The following is a 21,633-nucleotide window of genomic DNA, read 5'->3' on the forward strand; positions in this document are numbered from 1 at the left end:
CCGCCGCATGTCAGAGGGCGGCGAAAGCTCTATCTGATTGAAAATATGAAAGGGGTCGCAGAGCATGTCTGATGCGCAGATTGAAGTGAATGAAACGGTTGGCGGCGGCGAGGAGCCGCCGGGCCGCGCCAACGTAAGCCGCAATCTCGAGACGATCCTGCGTATTCCGGTCGTCGTTCAGGTCGTGCTCGGCTCCGCGGTCATGCCTGTGTCTCATCTTCTGAAGCTCGGGCGCGGCGCCGTCATTCCGCTCGATCACAGAGTAGGGGAGCCAGTCGACGTCGTCGTCAACGGACGCATCATCGCCCGGGGCGAAATTGTGGTTGTCGAGGATGATAATTCCCGCTTCGGCGTCTCGCTGACGGAAATCGTCGGGCCTGTTGGATCGGCGGATTGAGATGGCGGCCATCCTAGCCCAGCCCGTCGGCCCCGGTCAGCGGTTGCTGCGGGGACCGGAGAAGGTCGCAGCTCTCCTGCTCGCGATGGGCAAGCCTCTGGCGAGCCAGCTGTTGAAGCATTTCGACGTCGACGAGTTGAAGCAGATCACCCGATCGGTCGCCGATCTCGGCGTCGTGTCCTCGCCGACGCTGGAAAATTTGGTCGAGGAGTTCGCCGCCCAATTCGCCAAGGGCGTCGATCTCCTCGGCTCGCCGAATGAGGTCGAGCAGATGCTCGACGGCGTCCTGTCGCCGGAGCAGATCGCCGATGTGATGTCGGACGTGACCGGCAATTCCAATGAAGCCATGTGGGAACGGCTCTCCAATGTTCCGGAGGCTGTATTCTCCTCCTATCTCATGAAGGAGCATCCGCAGACGGCCGCGTTGATCCTTTCAAAGGTGACGCCCGTCTGCGCGGCCAAGGTGATGGGGCAATTCCCGCGCGAACTCCGAAATGAGATGATGCGCCGCATGCTCTCTATTGCTCCGGTCGCCGAAGGGGCCGTGCGAATCATCCAGGCGCAGCTGCAGGAAGATCTCCTATCCAATCTGTCGCGCCAGTCCGGGAGCGAGCAAAATGCCCGGATCGCGAATATCATCAACAAGATGGATCGCGACCAGATGGAGGATGTCATGCAAAGCCTGGCGGCCGCGCGTCCGAAAGCCGCTGAAGTCCTGCGCGGCCTGATGTTCACCTTCGACGACATCGTCAAGCTTCAGACCAAAGCGCGGAGCATTCTATTCGACAAGATCCCGACAGAGCTCGTGGTCCTCGCGCTGAAAGGGACGGACGCGAGCTTTCGCGACGCGATCCTGTCGTCGCTCGCCGCCCGCGCGCGGCGCATTGTCGACAGCGAGTTGGCGAATGGCGGCCCCGCGCTGCAGCGCGACGTGCTGAAGGCGCGCCGCATGATCGCCGATACGGCGCTCGAACTGTCGAATACGGGCGAAATAGAGCTGACTTCCCCGGAGGACGAAGACGAACTTTACGAATAGTTTGGGTTGAACCGCCGTGGCCGACGAATCGACGGAAAGCCGGACAGAAGAGGCGACGGAAAAGAAAATCGGCGACGAATTGGAGCGGGGCAATGCGCCCTTCTCCAGGGAAGCGGCGCTTTTCGCGTCGGTTTCCGCGATGCTCATCATCGGCGCTTTCTTCGCGCAACAATGCATCGCCTCGATGACCTTGCTGCTTCACCATCTTCTCGATGACGCCGGCGGCGTCAGACTGCGCAACGGCAATGACGCTGTCGCGCTGATGAAACTCGTTTCGTGGGACGTGTTCAAGGTGTTGATCGCGCCTTTTGTTGTCTTCGCGGCCGGCGGCGTGCTGGCGTCGGCTCTTCAGAACGCGCCGCGTCTCGTGGTCGATCGAATTCTACCCAATTTCAAGCGCATCTCTTTAACAGAAGGATGGCAGCGTCTGCATGGCGCGCGCGGGTACGCCGAGTTTTCGAAGAGCGTTGTGAAATTGGCTTCCATCAGCGTCATTGTACTTGCTGTTTTGCAGTCGCAGCAAAACAAGCTGGTCAACGCCGTGGCGCTTGAGCCGGAGGCGTTGCCGGAATTGATTCTTTCCGTTGCGATGAAGCTGATGTCGGTCGTCTGCATCGTGACCGCGGCGCTCCTCGCGATCGATCTCGTCTGGTCAAGGTTTCATTGGCGGCGCGATATGCGCATGAGCCGCCAGGAGATCAAGGATGAGATGAAGCAGAGCGACGGCGATCCGGTCCGCAAGGCGAGGCTCCGATCGCTGGCGCAGGATCGAGTCCGCAAGAACATGATCGCGGCCGTGCCGAAAGCGACGCTGGTCATCGCCAACCCGACTCATTACGCGATCGCGCTACGCTATGTGAAGGAGGAGGGCGGCGCCCCCATGGTTATTTCCAAGGGGCAGGATCTCATCGCGCTCAAGATTCGGGAGCTGGCTGAACGCCATTCGATACCGATCATCGAGGACAAGCTTTTGGCGCGCTCGATGTATGACAGCGTTGAGGTCGACCATCCGATCCCGCCCCAATTTTATAAAGCCGTGGCCGAACTGATCCATTATCTATATTCAAAGAGCGCCGCTAAATTGGCGTCGAAGTAGGATTTTGCGGATGGCTTCGGCTCAATCCGACGCGGTCAGGCTTGGCGAGGAAATTCTCATCGGCGCGCTCGAGCCGGTTATCGCGGAGCTGCGCCTCGTCGACGTTGCTGATTACGTCGCCTTCATACGCTTTGAACAATTCGCCAATATTCGCGACATCGTTGAATCGTCGATTGAGCTTTTCTTCAAGCTGGGCGCGCTCTCCTATGCCTTCGAGGCGGAATATGAGCTGGACTGGGAAACGCCGCCGGTCGTCATGCTCAAGCTTGAATTTCGCCATCTCAAGTTTTTTGCCTCCTTCAAGCTTTTTCTCGAGTCGCGGCCGCGCGTGACGATAGAGCATTGGGGGGCCGAAGAAAGCGCTGACGCCGCGGAGCTCTGCGCCCGGCTGCGGACGGCCTTGACAGACGCGCGGCTGCCGGGATGAATCGCGGATAAGCTGCGCAAGCGTGACAATCGCACAGCGAAGCGCCGCGAAGGCATGACGCCGATGATTCAAGCGCCATTCTCGATGCTTTGAAGCACTGACAAGCCCCGTGCAAGGCCGACCCGCTACACCGAGACGGTACGGGGCGTTTTCGGGATGCCGGCATGGGCTCTATTCACCTTTTCGATCTCTCTTCACAACAGGCGCGATGGCTGACGGTGCGCCAGTCCGTCATTGCCGCGAATGTCGCCAATGCAAACACGCCGGGCTTTACGGCAAGCGACGTGACGCCTTTCGAGGATGTGTTCAACGACGCCTCGATTCGGCTGGCGGCGACAGATCCTGGCCATATTGGGATCGACCCGCTGGCGTCGGATCAGGTCTCCGTCAAGGACGGCGCGGCGTGGGAGACGACCCATTCCGGCAATTCGGTCAGTCTCGAAAATGAGATGATGAAGGCGGGCGAGGTGAATCGCTCATTTTCGTTGAACTCCAGCATCGTGAAATCCTTCAACCAGATGTTGATGGCGAGCGTCAAAGGATAAAATATGATCGATCCCCTTGAGGCCTCGCTCCGGGTCGCCGGCTCCGGTCTTGAAGCGCAATCCGCGCGATTGCGAATCGTGTCGGAAAATCTGGCGAATGCGCAATCAACAGGTTCGACGCCCGGCGCCGATCCCTACGCCCGCAAGACCATTACATTTGCAAGCGAATTGGATCGCGCTTCAGGCGTCGACCTGGTGCGGGTGAAGGGTATCGGGGCAGACAAGGCGCCGTTCAGGGTAGAGCAGGATCCCGGCAATCCCGCAGCCGACTCGAAAGGTTTCGTGAAGCTGCCGAATGTCAATGTCATCATGGAGATGGCGGATATGCGGGAGGCGAACCGATCGTATGAGGCCAATCTGCAGATCGTCAAGCAAACGCGCGAATTGTCGTCGATGACCGTCGATTTATTGAGGAGTTCGTCATGATTCCAGCCCTTTCTCTTCTTGGCTCCATCGTCGGTCCCGCGGCCGCGGCAGTTTCGCCTTCGACATCCGTGAGCGCGGCAGCAACGGATGGAGACGCTGGTTTTGGCCATGTTCTGGCTCAGGTTTCGTCCGACGCCGTCAACAGTTTGAAGACCGGCGAAGCGACCGCGATCCTTGGGCTTGAGGGCAAGGCTTCGGTTCAGCAAGTCGTCGAGTCTGTGATGAGCGCGGAGCAATCGCTACATACGGCGATCGCGATCCGCGACAAAGCCGTCTCGGCCTATCAGTCGATTTCCCAGATGGCGATCTAATCGGCGAACGAGGAAGCAAAATGAAAGCCCTTTCCATCGCCGCCACGGGCATGGCCGCCCAGGACCTCAATGTTGCGGTCATCGCCAACAATATCGCGAATATCAATACGACAGGGTTCAAGCGCGCGCGTGCGGAGTTTACCGATTTGCTCTATCAGGCGGAGCGTCTGCAGGGCGTCTCCAGTCGCGGACAAAGCAACACCATCCCGGAAGGTGCGCAGCTCGGCCTTGGCGTGCGCACAGCTTCAATTCGAAATCTTCACATCCAGGGAACCTTGACGAACACCGGCAACAAGCTCGATTGGGCGCTGAACGGGCGCGGCTGGTTCCAGGTGACGGACGCCAACGGCGACACCGTCTATACGCGGGCCGGAGCCTTCAATACCAATGGGACCGGGCAGATCGTGACGTCGGACGGCTATATCGTCAGTCCGACAATGATCGTGCCAACCAATGCCGTAGATGTTACCGTTAGCCAGTCCGGCATGGTCTCGGCGACTCTGTCGGGACAGCCCGCGCCGCAGCAGCTCGGTCAAATCAGCCTCGCGAATTTCGCCAATGAAGCGGGGCTGACGCCTTTGGGGAACAATCTCTACAGGCAGACGGAAGCGTCCGGCTCGCCCATCGTCGGGGTGCCGGGAGATCCGGGCTTTGCGACAGTTAGCCAGTCCTATCTTGAAAGCTCGAACGTCGATCCCGTCAAGGAGATCACCGACCTTATCGCGGCGCAGCGCGCTTATGAGATGAACTCCAAGGTGATCCAGGCGGCCTCCGAGATGGAAAGCACCGTTTCGAAGAACATGGGGTAGAGCGATGAATTGTGGAGCTGAGGCGTCGTGCGCAAAAGCCCGCTTGCTCGGGATGGTGGGATTTGTCGCAATCTGCCTATTCGGCCGAATACCGGCACATGCCGCCGAGTCCCATGCCCTGCCGGTTCCGGCGATCACGATCTATCCCGGCGATCCCATCAAGGATGAGTGGCTGGTTGATCGCGACTTCGGAGCTACGTCGCCGTTGCGCGGCAATGTGGTCACGAACCGAAGCGCCATCATCGGCAAGATTGCGCGTCGCACGCTTCTGCCGGGAGCGCCCATTCCGGCAAATGTGGTGGCGGAGCGCAAGATTGTCGGCAATGGGACGAAGGTCAGGATTGTCTTTGAGCAGCCCGGGATCGAAATCGCGACCTATGGCGCGGCGCTGCAGGACGGCGCCTTGGGAGACGTGATATCCTTGAGAAACATCGAGACCGGTCTTACCGTAACTGGCGTGGTGCAGGCGGACGGCTCCGTTCGGGTGAATGGCGGATGATGCTGCGCGCCGGGCTCATCGTCGTCTTCAGCGCAATCTTCTGCTGCGCCGCCACGGCTTCCGTGCGCATCAAGGACATCACCTCCTTGCAGGATGTCCGCGACAATCAGCTTGTCGGCTACGGGCTCGTCGTCGGTCTTCAGGGCTCGGGCGACACGCTGCGCAACTCGACCTTTACCGAACAGACGATGCAGTCGATGCTGGATCGCATGGGCATCAATGTGCGCTCCTTCGCGCTGCGCACGCGCAATGTCGCCGCCGTGCTTGTGACGGCGGATCTGCCGCCCTTCATCCAGCCAGGAACGCGCATGGACGTGACCGTTTCCTCGCTCGGCGATGCGACCTCCCTTTATGGCGGCACGCTCATCCTGACGTCTTTGACGGGCGTCGACGGCCAGACCTACGCCATCGCGCAAGGGCAGGTCGCGGTCGCGGGATTCGCAGTCCAGGGGCAGGCCGAGACGATTACGCAAAACGTGGCGACGGCCGGCCGCATCGCCAACGGCGCGCTTGTCGAACGAGAGGCGCCCGGTCACCTAAGGGACATCGGGCCGCTTGCGCTTGTTCTGAAAAATCCCGACTTCAACACGGCGGTCCAGATTGCCGAGGTCATCAACAAATTCTCCATGCGGCGGTTCAGGCTGCGCGTCGCGCAGGACAGGGATCTGAACTCCGTCGCCCTCGTCAGGCCGCCAGGGATCAGCACGGCGCGATTCATGGCCGAGATCGGCGATCTCATGGTGGATCCCGACGCGCCGGCGCGCGTCGTCATAGACGCGCGCAGCGGCACGATCGTGATCGGTCAGGACGTTCAGATTTCGACCGTTGCGGTGACCCATGGCAATCTCAACGTGCGCATCGTCGAGACGCCCGAGGTTTCGCAGCCGGCGCCCTTTTCAAACGGGCGCACTGTTGTCGTCCCGCGCACGGAGATCGACACCAACCAGCAAGGCGGACATATCGGCATCGTCAAGGGCGCGAGCCTGCGCGAACTCGTCGCCGGGCTCAACCGCATCGGGCTGAAGCCGATGGGCGTCATTGCGATCCTTCAGGCCATCAAATCGGCGGGGGCTCTCCACGCCGACATCGTCATCCAGTGACGGCGCCGCTGGACACCCCGGCGCAAGCTGGCTCGATCATGCTTGGGGCGCGCGATATTGCGGAGACGATCAAGGATGAATCGACAAATTGCCCGCTTGATTGTCGGCTGCCTGATGATCGGGGCTTTTTCGCCCGCCAATGTTCGCGCTGGCGAACAGAAAAAGGCGGACTCCGCCAAGGCCGGAGACGCCCGGGCTTCGGAAGCAAAGACCTCGGAGATACAGCAATTCTGCGGCAATAACGCCGCCGTCATCGGCGATGCGCGCATCGCCTGGCAGACCGCGCGGCTCGGCGAGCTCGAGGCGCAGATACGCCGCCGCCTCGCCGAGCTCGAAGCCAAAAAGGCCGAATATGAATCCTGGCTTCAGAAGCGCGACGAGATGATGAAACAAGCCGCCGAAGGCGTCGTCATGATCTATGCAAAAATGCGTCCGGAGGCCGCCGCCTTGCAATTGGCGGCCATGGAAGAGCCTCTTGCGGCGGCAATTTTGGCCAAACTGCCCCCCCGTGCCTCGAGCGCGATCCTCAATGAAATGGAGGCTGCCCGCGCAGCGCGGCTGACGCGGTCGATTACGGGGCCGGATGCGTCTACGGAGAAAAAATCCTAGATGGAGCGCGCCATTTTGATCCTCACGATGTTATGTCTTTGCGGCTGCGCCGGCGATCTCCGCGAGCTTGGCCGGGAGCCCTCCATGAGCCCGGTTGGAACAGGCCTCATGGCAGAAGTGCAGCCAACCGCGAGCGCTTTGTTCCTGCCCGCGCCGAAGCCGGACTCCCGCTCCATCTGGAGCGGCGGACGCGCCGACATATTCAGCGATCCGCGCGCGGCGAAAATCGGCGACGTGGTGACCATCAACATTGGCATCAACGATCGGGCGAGCTTTGGCAACACGACGGACCGCTCGCTCGACTCCGCCGTCGGCGCTAGCCTTGATTGGAAGCTCGGTCTCAACAACACTCGGAACGAGTTCAAGCCGGAATATCTCGCGACTGCGATTTCGAAAACGAAAGGCGAAGGCAACACGGATCGCGCGGAGAAAATTCAATTGTCGGTCGCCGCGATCGTAACCGACGTGTTGCCGAACGGAAATCTGATCATCAGCGGCTCGCAAGAAGTGCGGGTGAATTTCGAGCTGCGGCTGTTGAATGTCGCCGGCATCGTCAGGCCGCGGGACATCTCAAAGGAGAATACGATCTCCTACGACAAGGTGGCCGAGGCGCGTATCTCCTATGGCGGTCGCGGCCGCATCATGGAAGTGCAACAGCCGGCCTGGGGCCAGCAGGTCTATGATTGGTTCAAACCTCTCTAGGTTTCCTCTGGCGTGGGAGGAATCCGGCGCCGCAGGCGCAATACGACCCAAGTGGGGGAATGTTTGCGAAGGCGCGGCGTGGTTGAAGCAGTCTTCAAGATCCGATCGGCGCCGGCCTTAAAGCGGAGCAGGGGCTGACATGTTTGGCGCGACGCGCAAAGCGACGGTCCGATCCGTCGCGCCTCAACTTCAAAGAATGAACCGGCGGCGCCATGAGCACGGATGAGGACTATGATCTGGAGGCGGCTTCGACCCGGCCCGCCGGAGCGTCATTGGCCGCCTTCGCCGGCCTGATGGCGGCATTGACTATTGTTGCGATGATATCTGGCGGCGCGCTTGGAGCGCGCCTCGGCGCGGTCGTTAAGACCCAACTCGCCGGCGCGCCCGGGAGCGCGCGCGCCGACGCCCAATCGGCCTATTCGGGCGGCGTCAATCTGCAGGATCTGCCGCCGATCATCGCCAATCTCGCCGAGCCGTCGGACGCCTGGGTTCGATTGCAGGCGACCCTTGTTCTCGACCGCCCGGCGTCGGGCAAGCCGGACGTCCTCGCCGCGCAAATTGCCGAAGACATCCTCGGCTTCATGCGCACCGCGACCCTTTCCCAAATTGCGGGGGCGAGCGGCCTTCAGCATTTGCGCGAAGATCTGAACGAGCGCGCCATGATCCGCTCCGACGGCCGCGTGCGCGAACTTATCCTTCAAACTCTGGTGGTTCAGTGAAGACGCGGCTCATCACCATTCTTGCGCTGGCGATCATCATCACGCCGCACAGCGCGGCCCTTGCGGAGGCGGTTGATCTTGGCGCGCTGATCCCTCCAGGAGGCGGCGCGGCGGCGAGCCGCATCATTCAGCTGGTCGTCTTGCTGACCGTATTGTCCATCGCGCCGGGCATTCTTGTCATGACGACGAGCTTTACGCGTTTTGTTGTCGCGCTCTCCTTTTTGCGTTCGGGCATCGGCCTGCAAAGCACCCCGGCCAATCTGATTTTGATCAGCCTTTCGCTTTTCATGACGTTTTATGTCATGGCCCCGACGTTCGAACGGGCATGGGACGCCGGCGTCAAGCCGCTGATGGACAACAAACTGACCGAGGAGCAAGCGTTCGGCAAGATCGTCGAGCCGTTCCGTGATTTCATGATGTCGCAGGTTCGCGAGAAGGACCTTAAGCTTTTTGAGGATCTCGCGGGCGAGAAGTTCAAGACCAAATCGCAATCGACCGGCGAGATCCGCACGCTGATCCCGGCCTTCATGATTTCGGAATTGCGGCGCGGCTTCGAGATCGGCTTTCTGATCGCGTTGCCGTTTCTCGTCATCGATATGATCGTCTCGACGCTGACGATGTCGATGGGCATGATGATGTTGCCGCCCTCGGTGATCGCGCTTCCGATCAAGATCCTGTTTTTCATCCTGATCGATGGATGGAATCTGCTGATTGGCAGCCTCATCCGATCCTATGCATAAATTCGCGATAAGACTGCAGATCTCGATGATCGGGTTAAGCTTTGCGCAAGCTTGCGCTGTTACCTAGGTGATCACGTCAGGTTGGATCTTCGCAGATATCTAAAGGCATCATGCCGTCCTGTCGTACCGGCGCAAATCCGGTATGTCCCCAGCTGAAACCAAATCCAAGGGACATCCCATGTCGAGCCTTTTGACCAACACTTCCGCAATGACGGCGCTCGCCGCCCTGACGATGACGCAGTCGAATCTGAGCAAAGTCCAAAACGAAATCTCAACCGGTCTGCGCATTTCGACGGCAGCTGACAACGCCTCCTATTGGTCGATTGCGACCAAGATGAGATCCAACATCGGCGCGCTCGGGGCCGTCAATGACGCTCTGGCCGAAAGCGGCTCGATCGTCAGCACCATGACCAATGCGCTGAACCAGTCGATTTCGGTGGTCCAGGGAATTCAGAAGAATCTTGTCACCGCCTCCTCGGCAGACGCCGATAAGGCAAAAATTCAAACCGCCATCGCGACCGCGCAGCAGTCTTTGATCAGCATTGGCGCGTCGTCCATTGTGAATGGCCAGAACTATCTCGAGACGACCGGCGGAACGGTCAACCTCGTCGCCTCCTATGATTCGACCAATGGCGTCAGTTTCCTCACCGTCGATACCTCCAACACGGCCCTTTTCGACGCGACCACAGGCGCGACCAGCGGCATCCTTGGCGCCAATGGCGCCAACTACGCCACCGCGTCGATCCTCACGCTCGACGTTACGACGGCGACATCTGGCGATATCGCCAATATGCTGAAAGACGTCGAGGCGGCGATCAGCTCGATGACGACTGCCGCCTCCGAGCTCGGCGCGACGACCACCAACCTTGCGACGCAGCAGACCTATATTTCGAACCTCAGCGATTCGCTGACCACTGGCGTTGGTTCGCTCGTCGACGCCAATATGAACGAGGCGGCGACGAAGCTTGCGGCGTTGCAGGTGCAACAGCAGCTCGGCATTCAGGCCCTCAGCATCTCGAATTCGAATTCGCAGCTGATCCTGAAGCTGTTCCAGTAATTTTCAAAGGAAATACCCGCGATCTACGGGCCGCGCCTCTCTGGGCGCGGCTTTTTTCTTTGCAAGTCCAGAGCAATCTCCATGCAAGCTTCGGCGCCTAGAGTGACCGCATTGCCAAAGCATAATTGGGGCGCTGGATGATTGGACAAAAGCAGCTCGAACAGATCTGGGCCAATCTGCTCAAGCTTGGTTCGCGCCGCCTGATCGCGCTCGCAATGATCGGCGTCAGCATATTCGCCATGACGGGGCTTGCGGGCTATTTCCTGTCGAGGCCTGCGCTGGAGACGCTCTACGCGGGTCTCGACAGGCAGGATGTCAGCCGGATCGGCGCGGCGCTCAAGGAAGCGGACATCGCCTTCGACGTCAACGCCGAAGGCAACACCATTCTTGTGCGCTACGGCGAGACGGCGCGGGCGCGCATGCTGCTCGCGGAAAAGGGTCTGCCGAACAGTCCCAACGCCGGCAATGAATTGTTTGACAAGCTGGGCTCGCTCGGCCTCACCACCTTCATGCAGGAGGTGACGCGCGTGCGCGCGCTCGAGGGGGAGCTCGCCCGCACGATCCAGCTGATGCGCGGCGTCAAGGCGGCGCGCGTGCATGTTGTGATGCCCGACGAGGGATCGTTCCGGCGCACCCGCGAGCCGCCATCGGCGTCCGTGGTGATCCGCACGGAAATGGCCGACGACGTCGGCGCCGCGAAATCGATCCGCCACCTCGTCGCATCTGCGGTGCCGGGCATGACAATGGAGGAAGTGACCGTTCTCAATACGGAAGGGGTGCTTCTTGCATCCGGCAACGATCTTGCCGATTCGGCGCCGGGCGGAATGTTGACGCTGGAGCGAACCGTCTCGCAGGAAATTCTCGACAATATCCGCAAGACTCTCACTCCCTATCTCGGGCTGCGCAACTTTCAGGTCAGCGTCGCGACGCGTCTCAATACGGACAAGAAGCAGACCAACGAGACGATCTACAACCCGGATTCGCGCGTCGAGCGGTCCGTCAAGGTGACGCGGCAGAACCAGCTCTCGCAAAACAGCACGGCGCAATCGCCAACGACCGTCGAACGAAATCTGCCGCAGGAAAATGTCAAGGCGGACGACGGCAAGCAATCGAACGAGGAGAGCAAGAAGAGCGAAGAGCTGACCAATTACGAAGTGTCGTCCAAGACGATCGCGACGACGAGCGGCGGCTTCGCCATCGACAATATTTCGGTGGCTGTGTTGATCAACAGGGCCAGCCTCATGGCCTCGCTCGGCGACAGGCCCGCGCCCGAAGCGCTTGGCAAACAGCTTGGCGAACTTGAACAATTGATTGCTTCCGCGGCAGGCGCTCGTAAGGAGCGCGGCGACGCCATCAAGATCTCCGCGGTCGATTTCATCGACGCAGGGCGCGATCTCGAGCCGCAGCCGCCGCCGCCCGTGTCGGAACTGCTGATGCGGCAATCCGGCAATGTGCTGAACGCGGTCACCATTCTTGTCGTGACTCTGCTCCTCATCTGGTTCGGTTTGCGGCCCGCGGCCCGCGCTATTCTTGCGGCCCCGGCTCCGGCGGCGGTCGAAGTTGCGGAGCTTGAGACTCTTTCCGGCGAAGGGGCTGCTGGGGACGCAAACATGGAAATCGGCGGCTGGGGACCGCAGGGGGAAGTTAATCTCATCGAGGATCTGACCAGCGCGCCGCGGCGATCCCCGCAAAAGAGGCTCGAGCAGATTGTCGAATTCGATGAGGAGCAGGCCGCCGCGATCTTGAAGCAATGGATGAGCCAGGGAGAATATGCGTGACGCCGCGCCCTGTGTCGCATTACCTAATTTGCTTTGACGCCAGCGTTCAGCCGTCGCTGGAGAGCGAGGTCGCGCCAGAGCCTCGTGCAGCGCCGACGGCGGTTCTGACTGACAATCACACGGAGTCGGCGCGCCTTGTGTGGGAGCAGGGACGCGAAGAAGGCTATGCGGCGGGATTTGTTGACGCGCGTCGCGAGGGAGAGGAAACGCTACAGGCGCTGAAACTTGCGCTCGCGCAACAAATGGGGCGCGAACGGGAGGCGTGGGTCAAGAGTGAGGGCGCCGCGTTCGGCGGAAAGATCGAGGCGATGCTTGCGCACTTTGAGGAGAGAGTCGGCGCGAGCGTGGCGCAAGTGCTGCGTCCCTTGCTTGCAGGCCCGATACGCGACAAGGCCGTCTGCGAACTTATCGACTGCATTCGGCTCATGCTTGGCCGCGATCAGCCGCTGATTGCGATCTCGGGGCGCGCGGATTTTCTCGGGGCGATAAAGTTGCGGCTCGGCGAGGCGGCGGCGTCCGTCGCCTTCGCCGCCAATGATGAATGCGACATTCGAATCGTCGCCGATCAGACCCTGATCGAATCGCGCATTCGGTCGTGGGCCGAGGCGCTCAGTTTCTCGTCGGAGTGACCTAACCGTGGCCGAGAAAGAGCATCAGGAAATCGTCATCGTAAAGCGCTACAGCCGTGACGACGAGGCAAGGCATGGCGGCGCATGGAAGATCGCCTTCGCCGATTTTATGACCGCCATGATGGCGCTTTTTCTCGTGCTTTGGCTGATCAGCTCGACGAGCGACAAGACCAAACATTCGGTCGCCCAATATTTCAATCCGGTGAAGCTGGTCGACATGACAACCCTGAAAAAGGGATTCCGCGACCCGAAAAAAACGGAGATGGGCGCCGGACCGAAGACGACGGAATCGGAAATTGACGCCGATAGCAACAAGGATCTCGCCGAAACGCAGGAGGTCGCCGAACATCCTGGCGCCAAGGTTCGGCTTATTTCGGAATCGAAGCTGTTTCGCGATCCTTACGCCGCGCTTGCGGAAATCGCGGCGAACGCAATCGAGGCGGCGCCGCATCCGAGTTCCGGCGAACCGCAATCCGGACCGACCGAATTTTCTGTAGAATCATCCGATGTTTTCGTTGATCCGTTTACGACGGCGCCTCGTCTGGCGGATACAACTGTCGACGGACCGGCTTCCCATGCAAAGCCAGCAATTCCCGAACGCGACAAGCAGGCGCCTTCAAGTCCGAAGCAACGCGCCGAACCTTTGCCGCACGCGGAGGAGCAACTGAGTCCGCCGGCGGGAGCCGGCAAGGGGACAAAGACCGGGGACGCCGCCACCGAAGCGGCGATGGCGTCCGCGCAGCCCATGGATACGGAAACGGCAAGCTTGAAAGCGGGCTTGACGGCGCTGGCGCCGCAGAAGGGGCGCTTCGGCGACGGCCCGCGGATCGAAGTCGAGAACACGGACGAGGGCCTTCTGATCAGCCTTACGGACGATCGCAAATTTTCGATGTTCGCGATCGGATCGGCGGCGCCTCTGCCACAGACCATTGAGGCGATGGCGAAGATCGGCGATCTCTTGAAGACGCGCTCCGGCATGGTTGTTGTTCGCGGCCATACCGACGCGCGCCCCTTCAAATCCGCGACCTATGACAATTGGCGGCTCTCCACGGCGCGGGCGCATATGGCGCAATACATGCTGACGCGCGGCGGTCTCGACGAGAAGCGTATCGAAAAGATCGAAGGCTTCGCCGATCATCGCCTGAAAGTAGCGGCCGAGCCGACGGCGGCTGCAAATCGCCGGATCGAAATCTTGTTGCGAAAGGTGAAGTCGTGAAGCGAAGAGTAGAATTCCTTGCGGGCGCGTTGATCTGGTTGTTTCAGGGCTTCGCGGTCGCGCAGGATGGCCATAGCGCGGCGCCGCAGGGGGGCGACGTTCGGCCGTTCGAACTTGTCCGCACGGTGGCGGCGCTGCAAGACCGGATCGTCATGGGCGACGCCGCCGCCAAAGCCAAATTGCCGCTCCTGATCAGCCAGATTTCCGACCGTCTTTTTGCCTGCGGCGCGGCGGTATGGGCGGAGGCGCGGAACGATCACGCCATCGTCGCCTACACGCTGAGCGGCGGCCAACCGCGTGTAATCCGGAAGGTCTTGCAAACAGGGGCCGTCCCGCACGCGGAGGCCGATCTCATGGCGGGAGCGCTCGCCTATGCCGAAGGACAGGAGGCAAAAGCGAAACAGATCCTTCTGCCGATCGAGGCGACGAAGCTGCCGCCTTCCGTCGGCGGCCTTGTCGCGCTCGCCCAAGCCGCGCTGCTCTCGAAAATTGATCCGCGCCGCGCGGCGCGTCTGCTGGACGAGGCGCGTATTCTCGCGCCAGGCACGCTCGTCGAGGAAGCGGCGTTGCGGAGATCGGCGTTGCTCGCTGATGAAGTCGCGGATTTCGATCGATTTATCAATGCGTCGAGCCAATATTTCCGTCGCTATTCGAAGTCGCTTTACGCCAATGATTTCCGGCGACGCTTTGCCGAGTCGATCGTCCGCTTCGGTCTGAAGGACGAGCCGGGACCGTCGGCGCGATTGACGGGTCTGCTGAGCGAGCTCGACCGTCCTTATCAGGCCGAGCTTTATCTGATCATCGCGCAAGCCGGGGTCCGAAACGGCAAGATCGGTCCGGCGAAGGCGGCGGCAGAGAAGGCGCTGTCTCTTTCAGAGCAGGGCGGCGCCGCGAGGTCGCGCGCACAGCTTTACGCAGCGATAGCAAAAGTGCTCATCGTCTCTCCCGCCGAAGGCTTGACCGAACTCGCGCAAATCGATGACGCCGTTTTGCCGAGGGGCGATCGCGACCTCAAATCGGCGGTCGCCCAGCTCGCAACTCAGATCCAAAGATCGGCCGATGGAGGGCAGGCGCAGGACGCCTCCTCGATTGATCGCGCGCCGGGGTCGGGGGGCGAGTCGCATGACGCGAACGGCTCCATGCTGATCCAATCGGCGCAGGCTGCGCTGCAGCAAACGGACGCGCTCTTGAGGAGGTCGGCGCAATGAATGTAGTCAATGGACATTTTGGCGCGCGCACCATCGCTGCCGAATCGCCGTCGAGCGCTGCATTGGAGCGCGGCGGCGCCGCAGCTTCCCATGCGGAGCAGGGCGCGGCGTTCGGAAACATTATGGCGGACATCTCAAAAGCCGACGGACCTGTTGCTCAAGGCTCCGCAACGCCGAAGGGATTGAGCCGCCCGATCACGGCGCGCTTTGAAGAAGGAGAGAAAGCTTGCCCTTCTGCCGACCCAATCCAAGGCGGGTCTGATGCGTCGGCCGACGCCGGGTCTGCGGCAGGGCCGCAACTACCGGGAGAGGCTGCTTTTGGCGCCGCGCGGCGCGCTTTCACCGCAGAGGGCTCCGGCGCTGGGATCGTTAATGGAGTCGGTCAGAAGGCCGCGTCGCCAACGCGAGCCGACGCGGGCGTCGCCGCGCAATTCACCGGCGATCCGGCCATTGACGCTGATCTGGCGCCGTGTTTTGGAGCTGGCGGCCGACACAAATTTCACGACGTGAAGGAGTCAAAAGAGACCGCGCCAAATCCTTCGACGCCAGATCATGTTACGACAAAGCCAAAAAGCGGCCTCGCCGGAGACGCCGCGATTTCGGCGTCTGTCGTTCCGTCGGCCGGGGTTGCGAGCGGGCTGTCGCTCCGTTCCGATCCAGCCGCCGCGCCTGTAGATCCCTTGTCGGGCGCTGGGAGCGACTGGCTGACCAGACATCCGGCCGCGCCGTCGCTTGCACTGCCGAGCGAAATGCGTCTGGCCCGCGCGGCATCCGAACCTGCCAGCGATCTCGACTTGCTGGCGGCCGGACTGTCGGAGGCCCGAGGGCCAGGCGCTGAAAAAGCGCAACGCCGTGAAAGCCTGCTCCAGCAATCGTCTGGCTCAAGGGCGACACAGATCGTCGCGGGCGCTTCGGAGGACTCATCGTCGAGCGCAATGGCGATTCTTCGCGCGAGGCGCCCGACAGTGGCGAACCTCGCGCCCCATTCAACGGCACATGAAGGCGCAACGCAACTGGATCCGCTGGCGGCTTCACGCAGCGAGGCCGATATTGGTCGAGAGATCGCGCGGCTTGGATCCCAGGGTAGCGAGATCAAGGTCTCCGTCATTGAGCGGCGGACTCATCTACCGCCTGTGGTCGAGGCGGCAAAGCCAATTGAGCAAATCGGCAATCAGATCCTGACCGAAGCATCGCTTTTGTTGACGCCATCCGCCGGCGGGAGTGAATCCCGAACCACGACACAGCGTCCCGCCGGCGCATCCACGACTGGCGTGGAGGCCCCGCAAAAACCGATGCCCGTGATGAAAACTCTCGATCTGAGGCTGGAGCCCGAAAGCCTTGGCGCCGTCACCATTCGCTTGCGCCTTTCCGGCGTCCAGCTCGAGGTGCAGGTCGAGGCGTCCCATGTTCAAACGATGAAGCTGATCCGAGACGACAAGGATCTGCTTTCCGCCAAGCTGCGGTCGTCCGGCTATGCAATGGATCACCTTGTGGTGAAGCTTGCAGAGCAACAGATCGGGCCGGCGCAAACTCGGGCGGAAGCGGGACAAGGTCATACATTCGATGGTCAATCGGGGAATTTCACGCCCTCGTCAGAATTATCGCAGCAAGGGGGGTCCGGCGCCAATGATCGGCAGGCCGCCAGGCGAGATCAGACGACGGGATTTGGCAAAGGCGATGATGCGGAGGATCATGCTCGTCGCGGCGGCGATCTCTATCTTTGATTTCGCGCGCCTTGAAACGTCAGCGCGGGCGGAGTCCGGCGACGCCAAACTCTGCGAACGGGAAATGACCCGCGCGGCGGGAAAATACAACATTCCCCTCGGGGTTCTTTATGCGGTTGGATTGACGGAATCCGGACGGCGCGGATCGCTCAGCCCTTTCGCGCTCAACATACAGGGAGCCTCATTCTTTCCGAGTTCGCGCGACGAGGCGATGCGGCGCTTCGACGGGGCGAGGCGCGACGGCGCACAACTCATCGATATCGGCTGCATGCAGATCAATCATCATTTCCATGGCCGCCAATTCCAGTCGGTTTCAGCGATCTTCGATCCGCGCCAGAATGTCGACTATGCGGCTCAATTCCTGAAGCGTTTGCGAGAGAGCGAAGGAAGCTGGACTTTGGCCGCGGCGCGTTATCACGCCGGGCCGGACAATAATCCGGCGCAGAAAAAATATGTCTGCCAGGTCATCGAGAATATGGTCGCGAGCGGGTTCGGAGCGTGGACGGCGGGCGCGCGCGCCTTCTGCCGTTAGGAAGTCCCGCTGCGGCGAAACGATGAATACAATCGTGAGTTGTATCAATTGAAATAGCGCGATAAACGCACGTTTTGCGATTATTACGATTGACGAGATGCCAATAATTGTTAATATTCAGTTAACGACACGGTTTGATTCAGGGGGCGTCAAATGCTTGTTATTATTGATGAAAGAGAGATTGTGACAGCTGGCTACGCCAGCCGCTTTGGCAATGAGGGGGTGTCTTCGGCGGGGTTCTGCCCGGAAGAATTTCGCGAATGGGTTGCAACGGTCGCCGAAGGAGATCTGGGCGCCGTGGAGGCGTTTCTCCTCGGTGATTGCCGCGACAGGCAAGCCTATCCGAAAATGATCAAGGAGCGCTCTCGCGCGCCCGTCATCGCGATGAATGACGCGCCTTGTCTGGAGCAGACGCTCGATCTTTTTGCCGCCGGCGTCGACGACGTGGTGCGTAAGCCGATCCATGTTCGCGAGATACTTGCCCGTGTCGGAGCGATCAAGCGCAGATGCGATATCGAAGTCGATTCCGTTGCGCTCGGCGATCTTCGCGTCTTTTTTGACGGGCGGGATCCCGAATTGAACGGGCGGGTTCTGGCGCTGCCCCGCCGCGAACGCCGCATCCTGGAATATCTCGTCAACAATCGCGGACGGCGCGTGAGCAAAGCGCAGATCTTTAATTCCATCTATGGAATTTTCGACGAAAATGTCGAAGAGAATGTGGTTGAAAGCCACATTAGCAAATTGCGGAAGAAATTGCGCCGCCAGCTCGGTTATGATCCGATCAACTCCGTGCGCTATCTCGGATATCGACTGGACGGAACGATCTGAGGCGCGCGGCGCCCAAAATTTGAAGCTGCTGCAATCTATCCTGTGGCGTAACGGTAAAGAATCGCCAGTCCAGTCAACACTTTTCGTTGGATATCCCCCGACGACCCACGTGCGATGTGTTTTTCGCAATGTTATCGGCGCGGGGCCTTTCGAGCGTCCGTTAAGAGCGCCTAAAATCTGCAGCGAGAGCCGCGGCTAATCCGTCTGATGCTGAGCGGGATTTTGTGCCGCCTCGACAAAGCCGCCAACGCAAGCCGCAGTTGCGCGTGGGCGCCGCCCGAAATCCGAGATCCGCCTTCGACAAAAAGCTCATTATTTGGCGCAGATCCGGCGCGACAAACCTCCGTCAAATGATGGCGAGGCGCGCAATCGGTTTGTGCTTCCGTTTTCTCCATCGAAACCCTCGCGATTCCGGGCCAGTTTCGCGCAAGGCCCATGGATTTAGATTTGCCCATCGAATACGGAGATTCATCGATGAGTCTGTTTAGCGCATTGACCGCAAGCGTATCCGGCATGGCCGCGCAAGCGAACAAATTGTCGACGGTGTCCGACAATATCGCGAATTCCGACACGACCGGCTACAAACAGGCCATGACGGAGTTTGAGAATCTGATTAGCCAGGCCGGAACCTCGTCTTACAATGCAAGCGGCGTCGCCACTGTGGTGCGCTACAATATCAGCGAACACGGCAATCTCAAATCGACGACGTCGTCGACGGATCTTGCCATACAGGGAAATGGATTCTTTCTAGTCGGTGATGCAAATGGCTCGGTGTTTCTGACGCGCGCGGGCAATTTTAAGCCGGATGCGACTGGAAATCTCGTCAACGCAGCCGGTTTCACGCTGCTCGGATACAGCGCTTCGTCGGGAAATTCCTCCAGCGCAGGCCTGAGCGGGCTGGAGCCGGTCAATATTTTCGGGGACGGTCTCAAAGCCGTCCCCTCCACAACAGGAAAATTGACGGCCAATCTCAACTCCAATGCTGACATCGTCACGGGGAGCTTGCCGAGCGCCAATGTCGCCGGGTCAGTTTATACGTCCAAGACGTCGTTGGTGACATACGACAATCTCGGAAACGCCGTTAAGCTCGATGTATACTACAGTAAAACGGGCACAAACACTTGGGAGGCGTCGATTTACAACGCGGCGGACGCCGCGCCCGGCGGCGGCTTTCCCTATTCCGGCGCCGCGCTCGCCACGCAAACATTGAACTTCAGCGCAAGCGACGGCAGTCTGACCGGACAGAGCTCCATCTCGCTGTCTGTTCCGGGCGGAGCGAACGTCGCTATCGACCTTTCCGGCACGACGCAGCTTGCGTCCGCTTTCGAAGTCTCGGCGGCGACCACCAATGGAAATGCGCCAAGCGCTGTGCAGAGCGTCAGCATAAGCCCCGATGGAACTTTGTCCGAGGTTTTTGTCAATGGGACCCAAAAGGCGATCTTCACAATTCCGCTCGCAACGGTCGCCAGCGTCGACAATATGACCTCCCTGGCGGGTGACGTGTTCTCGGACAATAGTCTCTCGGGACCGATCCTTGTCGGAGATCCCGGCCTTGGCGGCTTTGGTTCGATCCAGTCGGAAAAGCTCGAATCCTCGACTGTCGATCTTGCCTCGCAATTGACCGACATGATCGTCGCGCAGCGTTCCTATGAGTCGAACTCCAAGGTGTTCCAGACCGGATCGGAACTTTTGTCGACGTTGAACAACATGCTCAAGTGACGCTCGGGACTTGTAACGGAAAAGGATGACGGCCATGAGCCTGGCGAATGCGGCGGCGATCGCGCAGTCGGGGTTAGCTTCGGTTACGACCGAGATCGCAACATTGTCGCGTAACATTTCCGGCGCTAACGACACCTCGGTTTATTCGCGCAAGATCGCCAATGTCGTATCGACCGCCTCTGGCTCGCAGGTCACCTCGATCAGCCGCGCCTCGAGTCAGGCGGTGTTCGAGAATGTGCTTAATGCGACCTCTGCCATTGCCGCTGAAGACGCTGTATCGACAGGTCTTGAAGCGCTGGCGACGACAGTTGGAGATGTCGCCAGCGCCGCAGGCGCGGACGCAACCTCGACGGCGACGTCGCCAGCAGCCTTGATCAGCCGATTGTCCGATGCGCTGCAATATTATTCCGGGTCGCCGAGCGACATGACGGCTGCGGCGAATGTCGTCTCCGCGGCCAATGCTTTGGCAAGGGGGCTCAATCAGGGCTCGGCCGCCATTCAGCAGGCGCGCGCGACCGCCGACTCCGACATTGCGGCCGCCGTGTCGGATATAAATTCACAGCTCGCCCAGTTCCAAGAAGTCAACGAAAAAATCATCGCGGCTACGGCCGTGGGCAAAGACAGCACGGATTTACAGGATCAGCGCGATACGATCCTGAAGCAGATTTCCGCGAATATCGGCATATCGACCGTCACCGCGGGAAATGGCGATATGTCCCTCTATACCGACAGCGGCGTTACGCTTTTTCAGGGGGGCCGCGCGCGGACAGTCAGCTTCACGCCGACAACCACTTATGTGACGGCGACGGTGGGACAGGCTGTTTATGTCGACGGCGTGGCGATTACGGGCGCTACGGCTACCATGGCGATTGCCTCGGGCAAGATCGCTGGCCTGGCGACAATCCGGGACGCCGTTGCAGTCACCTATCAGGCGCAGCTCGATGGCGTCGCAAGCGCTTTGATCACCGCTTTTCGGGAAAGCGATCAGGCAGCGGTCGGCCCCGATTTGCCTGGGCTCTTTACAACGGCGAGCGCAACAGCAATTCCATCTTCGGCGGCCGGATTGGCGAGCGCGATCATTGTTAACGCAGCGGTAGACCCCTCGCAAGGCGGGGATTTGACCCTCCTGCGCGACGGCGGCATCGCCGATCCATCAGGCACGGATTACACTTACAACACAAGCGGCGCCGCGAGCTTTGCGGGCCGCATCTCAGAATTGATCGACAATCTATCCGCAACACAAAGCTTTTCATCGTCTGGGAGCCTGACGACGAGCGCGAGCGTTGGAGGCTATGCCGCCGCGTCAGTCAGTTGGCTGGAGGCGCAACGGTCGGCCGCATCCTCGCGCAGCAGCTACCAAGGCGCGCTTTTGAGCACCGCCTCGACAGCATTGTCGAACGCGACCGGCGTCAATATCAACGATGAGATGTCAAAAATGCTTGATCTCGAGCAGTCCTACGCTGCCTCAGCGAAATTGCTTAGCTCGATCAACGATATGTTCAACGCTCTCCTGTCGGGCATATAGG

At 60.3% G+C, this 21,633-nt stretch carries 24 protein-coding genes; all 24 read left to right on the forward strand.

Annotated features, from left to right (window positions below; all coding sequences use genetic code 11):
- The first annotated feature begins 64 nt into the window (after nucleotides 1-64).
- The 24 genes from fliN (at nucleotide 65) to flgK (ending at nucleotide 21,632) form a co-directional block, all read left to right on the forward strand.
- Nucleotides 65-397: a flagellar motor switch protein FliN gene (fliN, locus tag MSIL_RS00105; protein ID WP_012589073.1), complete on the forward strand. Its 333-nt coding sequence runs from the start codon at nucleotides 65-67 to the stop codon at nucleotides 395-397.
- A gap of 1 nt (nucleotide 398) precedes the next feature.
- Nucleotides 399-1,433 (forward strand): flagellar motor switch protein FliG, encoded by a 1,035-nt coding sequence (locus MSIL_RS00110; RefSeq protein WP_012589074.1) that lies wholly within the window; start codon nucleotides 399-401, stop codon nucleotides 1,431-1,433.
- A 16-nt stretch (nucleotides 1,434-1,449) separates the two neighbouring features.
- The gene (locus MSIL_RS00115; protein WP_012589075.1) at nucleotides 1,450-2,529 is read left to right on the forward strand and encodes an EscU/YscU/HrcU family type III secretion system export apparatus switch protein; all 1,080 of its coding nucleotides are present in this window, start codon (nucleotides 1,450-1,452) and stop codon (nucleotides 2,527-2,529) included.
- Nucleotides 2,530-2,539: 10 nt separating this feature from the next.
- Entirely contained in the window at nucleotides 2,540-2,956 is a 417-nt protein-coding gene (locus MSIL_RS00120) for a hypothetical protein (RefSeq protein WP_012589076.1), read from the forward strand.
- A 164-nt stretch (nucleotides 2,957-3,120) separates the two neighbouring features.
- On the forward strand, nucleotides 3,121-3,501 hold the full coding sequence (gene flgB / locus MSIL_RS00125; RefSeq protein WP_012589077.1) for a flagellar basal body rod protein FlgB: 381 nt from the start codon (nucleotides 3,121-3,123) through the stop codon (nucleotides 3,499-3,501).
- A gap of 3 nt (nucleotides 3,502-3,504) precedes the next feature.
- The gene (gene flgC / locus MSIL_RS00130; RefSeq protein ID WP_012589078.1) at nucleotides 3,505-3,927 is read left to right on the forward strand and encodes a flagellar basal body rod protein FlgC; all 423 of its coding nucleotides are present in this window, start codon (nucleotides 3,505-3,507) and stop codon (nucleotides 3,925-3,927) included.
- Nucleotides 3,924-4,238 (forward strand): flagellar hook-basal body complex protein FliE, encoded by a 315-nt coding sequence (gene fliE / locus MSIL_RS00135; RefSeq protein WP_012589079.1) that lies wholly within the window; start codon nucleotides 3,924-3,926, stop codon nucleotides 4,236-4,238. Before flgC ends, fliE begins: the two co-directional genes overlap by 4 nt.
- A 20-nt stretch (nucleotides 4,239-4,258) precedes the next feature.
- Nucleotides 4,259-5,047, forward strand: coding sequence for a flagellar basal-body rod protein FlgG (gene flgG, locus MSIL_RS00140; RefSeq protein ID WP_012589080.1), 789 nt, complete (start codon nucleotides 4,259-4,261; stop codon nucleotides 5,045-5,047).
- 52 nt (nucleotides 5,048-5,099) lie between these two features.
- On the forward strand, nucleotides 5,100-5,546 hold the full coding sequence (flgA, locus tag MSIL_RS00145; protein ID WP_012589081.1) for a flagellar basal body P-ring formation chaperone FlgA: 447 nt from the start codon (nucleotides 5,100-5,102) through the stop codon (nucleotides 5,544-5,546).
- Nucleotides 5,543-6,646 carry a flagellar basal body P-ring protein FlgI gene (gene flgI / locus MSIL_RS00150; protein WP_012589082.1) on the forward strand — a complete coding sequence of 368 codons (1,104 nt, stop codon included), beginning with the start codon at nucleotides 5,543-5,545 and terminating at the stop codon, nucleotides 6,644-6,646. The genes flgA and flgI overlap by 4 nt, the downstream gene beginning before the upstream one ends.
- A gap of 75 nt (nucleotides 6,647-6,721) precedes the next feature.
- A complete protein-coding gene (locus MSIL_RS00155; RefSeq protein WP_012589083.1) occupies nucleotides 6,722-7,255 on the forward strand; it encodes a MotE family protein in 534 nt (177 codons plus the stop codon).
- Nucleotides 7,256-7,957 (forward strand): flagellar basal body L-ring protein FlgH, encoded by a 702-nt coding sequence (gene flgH, locus MSIL_RS00160; RefSeq protein ID WP_012589084.1) that lies wholly within the window; start codon nucleotides 7,256-7,258, stop codon nucleotides 7,955-7,957. It abuts the gene before it with no gap.
- Nucleotides 7,958-8,169: 212 nt separating this feature from the next.
- Nucleotides 8,170-8,676 (forward strand): flagellar basal body-associated FliL family protein, encoded by a 507-nt coding sequence (locus MSIL_RS00165; protein WP_012589085.1) that lies wholly within the window; start codon nucleotides 8,170-8,172, stop codon nucleotides 8,674-8,676.
- Nucleotides 8,673-9,416, forward strand: coding sequence for a flagellar type III secretion system pore protein FliP (gene fliP / locus MSIL_RS00170; RefSeq protein WP_012589086.1), 744 nt, complete (start codon nucleotides 8,673-8,675; stop codon nucleotides 9,414-9,416). Before MSIL_RS00165 ends, fliP begins: the two co-directional genes overlap by 4 nt.
- Nucleotides 9,417-9,594: 178 nt before the next feature.
- On the forward strand, nucleotides 9,595-10,473 hold the full coding sequence (locus MSIL_RS00175) for a flagellin N-terminal helical domain-containing protein (protein ID WP_012589087.1): 879 nt from the start codon (nucleotides 9,595-9,597) through the stop codon (nucleotides 10,471-10,473).
- 137 nt (nucleotides 10,474-10,610) lie between these two features.
- The gene (gene fliF / locus MSIL_RS00180; RefSeq protein ID WP_012589088.1) at nucleotides 10,611-12,251 is read left to right on the forward strand and encodes a flagellar basal-body MS-ring/collar protein FliF; all 1,641 of its coding nucleotides are present in this window, start codon (nucleotides 10,611-10,613) and stop codon (nucleotides 12,249-12,251) included.
- Nucleotides 12,248-12,880: a hypothetical protein gene (locus MSIL_RS00185; protein ID WP_012589089.1), complete on the forward strand. Its 633-nt coding sequence runs from the start codon at nucleotides 12,248-12,250 to the stop codon at nucleotides 12,878-12,880. Before fliF ends, MSIL_RS00185 begins: the two co-directional genes overlap by 4 nt.
- A 7-nt stretch (nucleotides 12,881-12,887) precedes the next feature.
- The gene (locus MSIL_RS00190) at nucleotides 12,888-14,096 is read left to right on the forward strand and encodes a MotB family protein (RefSeq protein WP_012589090.1); all 1,209 of its coding nucleotides are present in this window, start codon (nucleotides 12,888-12,890) and stop codon (nucleotides 14,094-14,096) included.
- Nucleotides 14,093-15,304 (forward strand): chemotaxis protein, encoded by a 1,212-nt coding sequence (locus tag MSIL_RS00195; protein WP_012589091.1) that lies wholly within the window; start codon nucleotides 14,093-14,095, stop codon nucleotides 15,302-15,304. Before MSIL_RS00190 ends, MSIL_RS00195 begins: the two co-directional genes overlap by 4 nt.
- Before the next feature lie 1,301 nt (nucleotides 15,305-16,605).
- Nucleotides 16,606-17,028 carry a flagellar hook-length control protein FliK gene (gene fliK, locus MSIL_RS21540; protein WP_187148685.1) on the forward strand — a complete coding sequence of 141 codons (423 nt, stop codon included), beginning with the start codon at nucleotides 16,606-16,608 and terminating at the stop codon, nucleotides 17,026-17,028.
- Nucleotides 16,985-17,560, forward strand: a complete 576-nt coding sequence (locus tag MSIL_RS00205; RefSeq protein WP_083772277.1) for a transglycosylase SLT domain-containing protein — start codon at nucleotides 16,985-16,987, stop codon at nucleotides 17,558-17,560. Before fliK ends, MSIL_RS00205 begins: the two co-directional genes overlap by 44 nt.
- Before the next feature lie 153 nt (nucleotides 17,561-17,713).
- Entirely contained in the window at nucleotides 17,714-18,388 is a 675-nt protein-coding gene (locus tag MSIL_RS00210) for a response regulator transcription factor (protein ID WP_012589094.1), read from the forward strand.
- A gap of 474 nt (nucleotides 18,389-18,862) precedes the next feature.
- Complete coding sequence (locus tag MSIL_RS00215; RefSeq protein WP_012589095.1) at nucleotides 18,863-20,107, forward strand: flagellar hook protein FlgE; 1,245 nt, start codon at nucleotides 18,863-18,865, stop codon at nucleotides 20,105-20,107.
- 34 nt (nucleotides 20,108-20,141) lie between these two features.
- Nucleotides 20,142-21,632, forward strand: coding sequence for a flagellar hook-associated protein FlgK (gene flgK / locus MSIL_RS00220; RefSeq protein ID WP_012589096.1), 1,491 nt, complete (start codon nucleotides 20,142-20,144; stop codon nucleotides 21,630-21,632).
- Nucleotide 21,633: the final 1 nt, after the last annotated feature.

The sequence above is a fragment of the Methylocella silvestris BL2 genome (assembly GCF_000021745.1).
In the GTDB taxonomy this organism is placed as follows: domain Bacteria; phylum Pseudomonadota; class Alphaproteobacteria; order Rhizobiales; family Beijerinckiaceae; genus Methylocapsa; species Methylocapsa silvestris.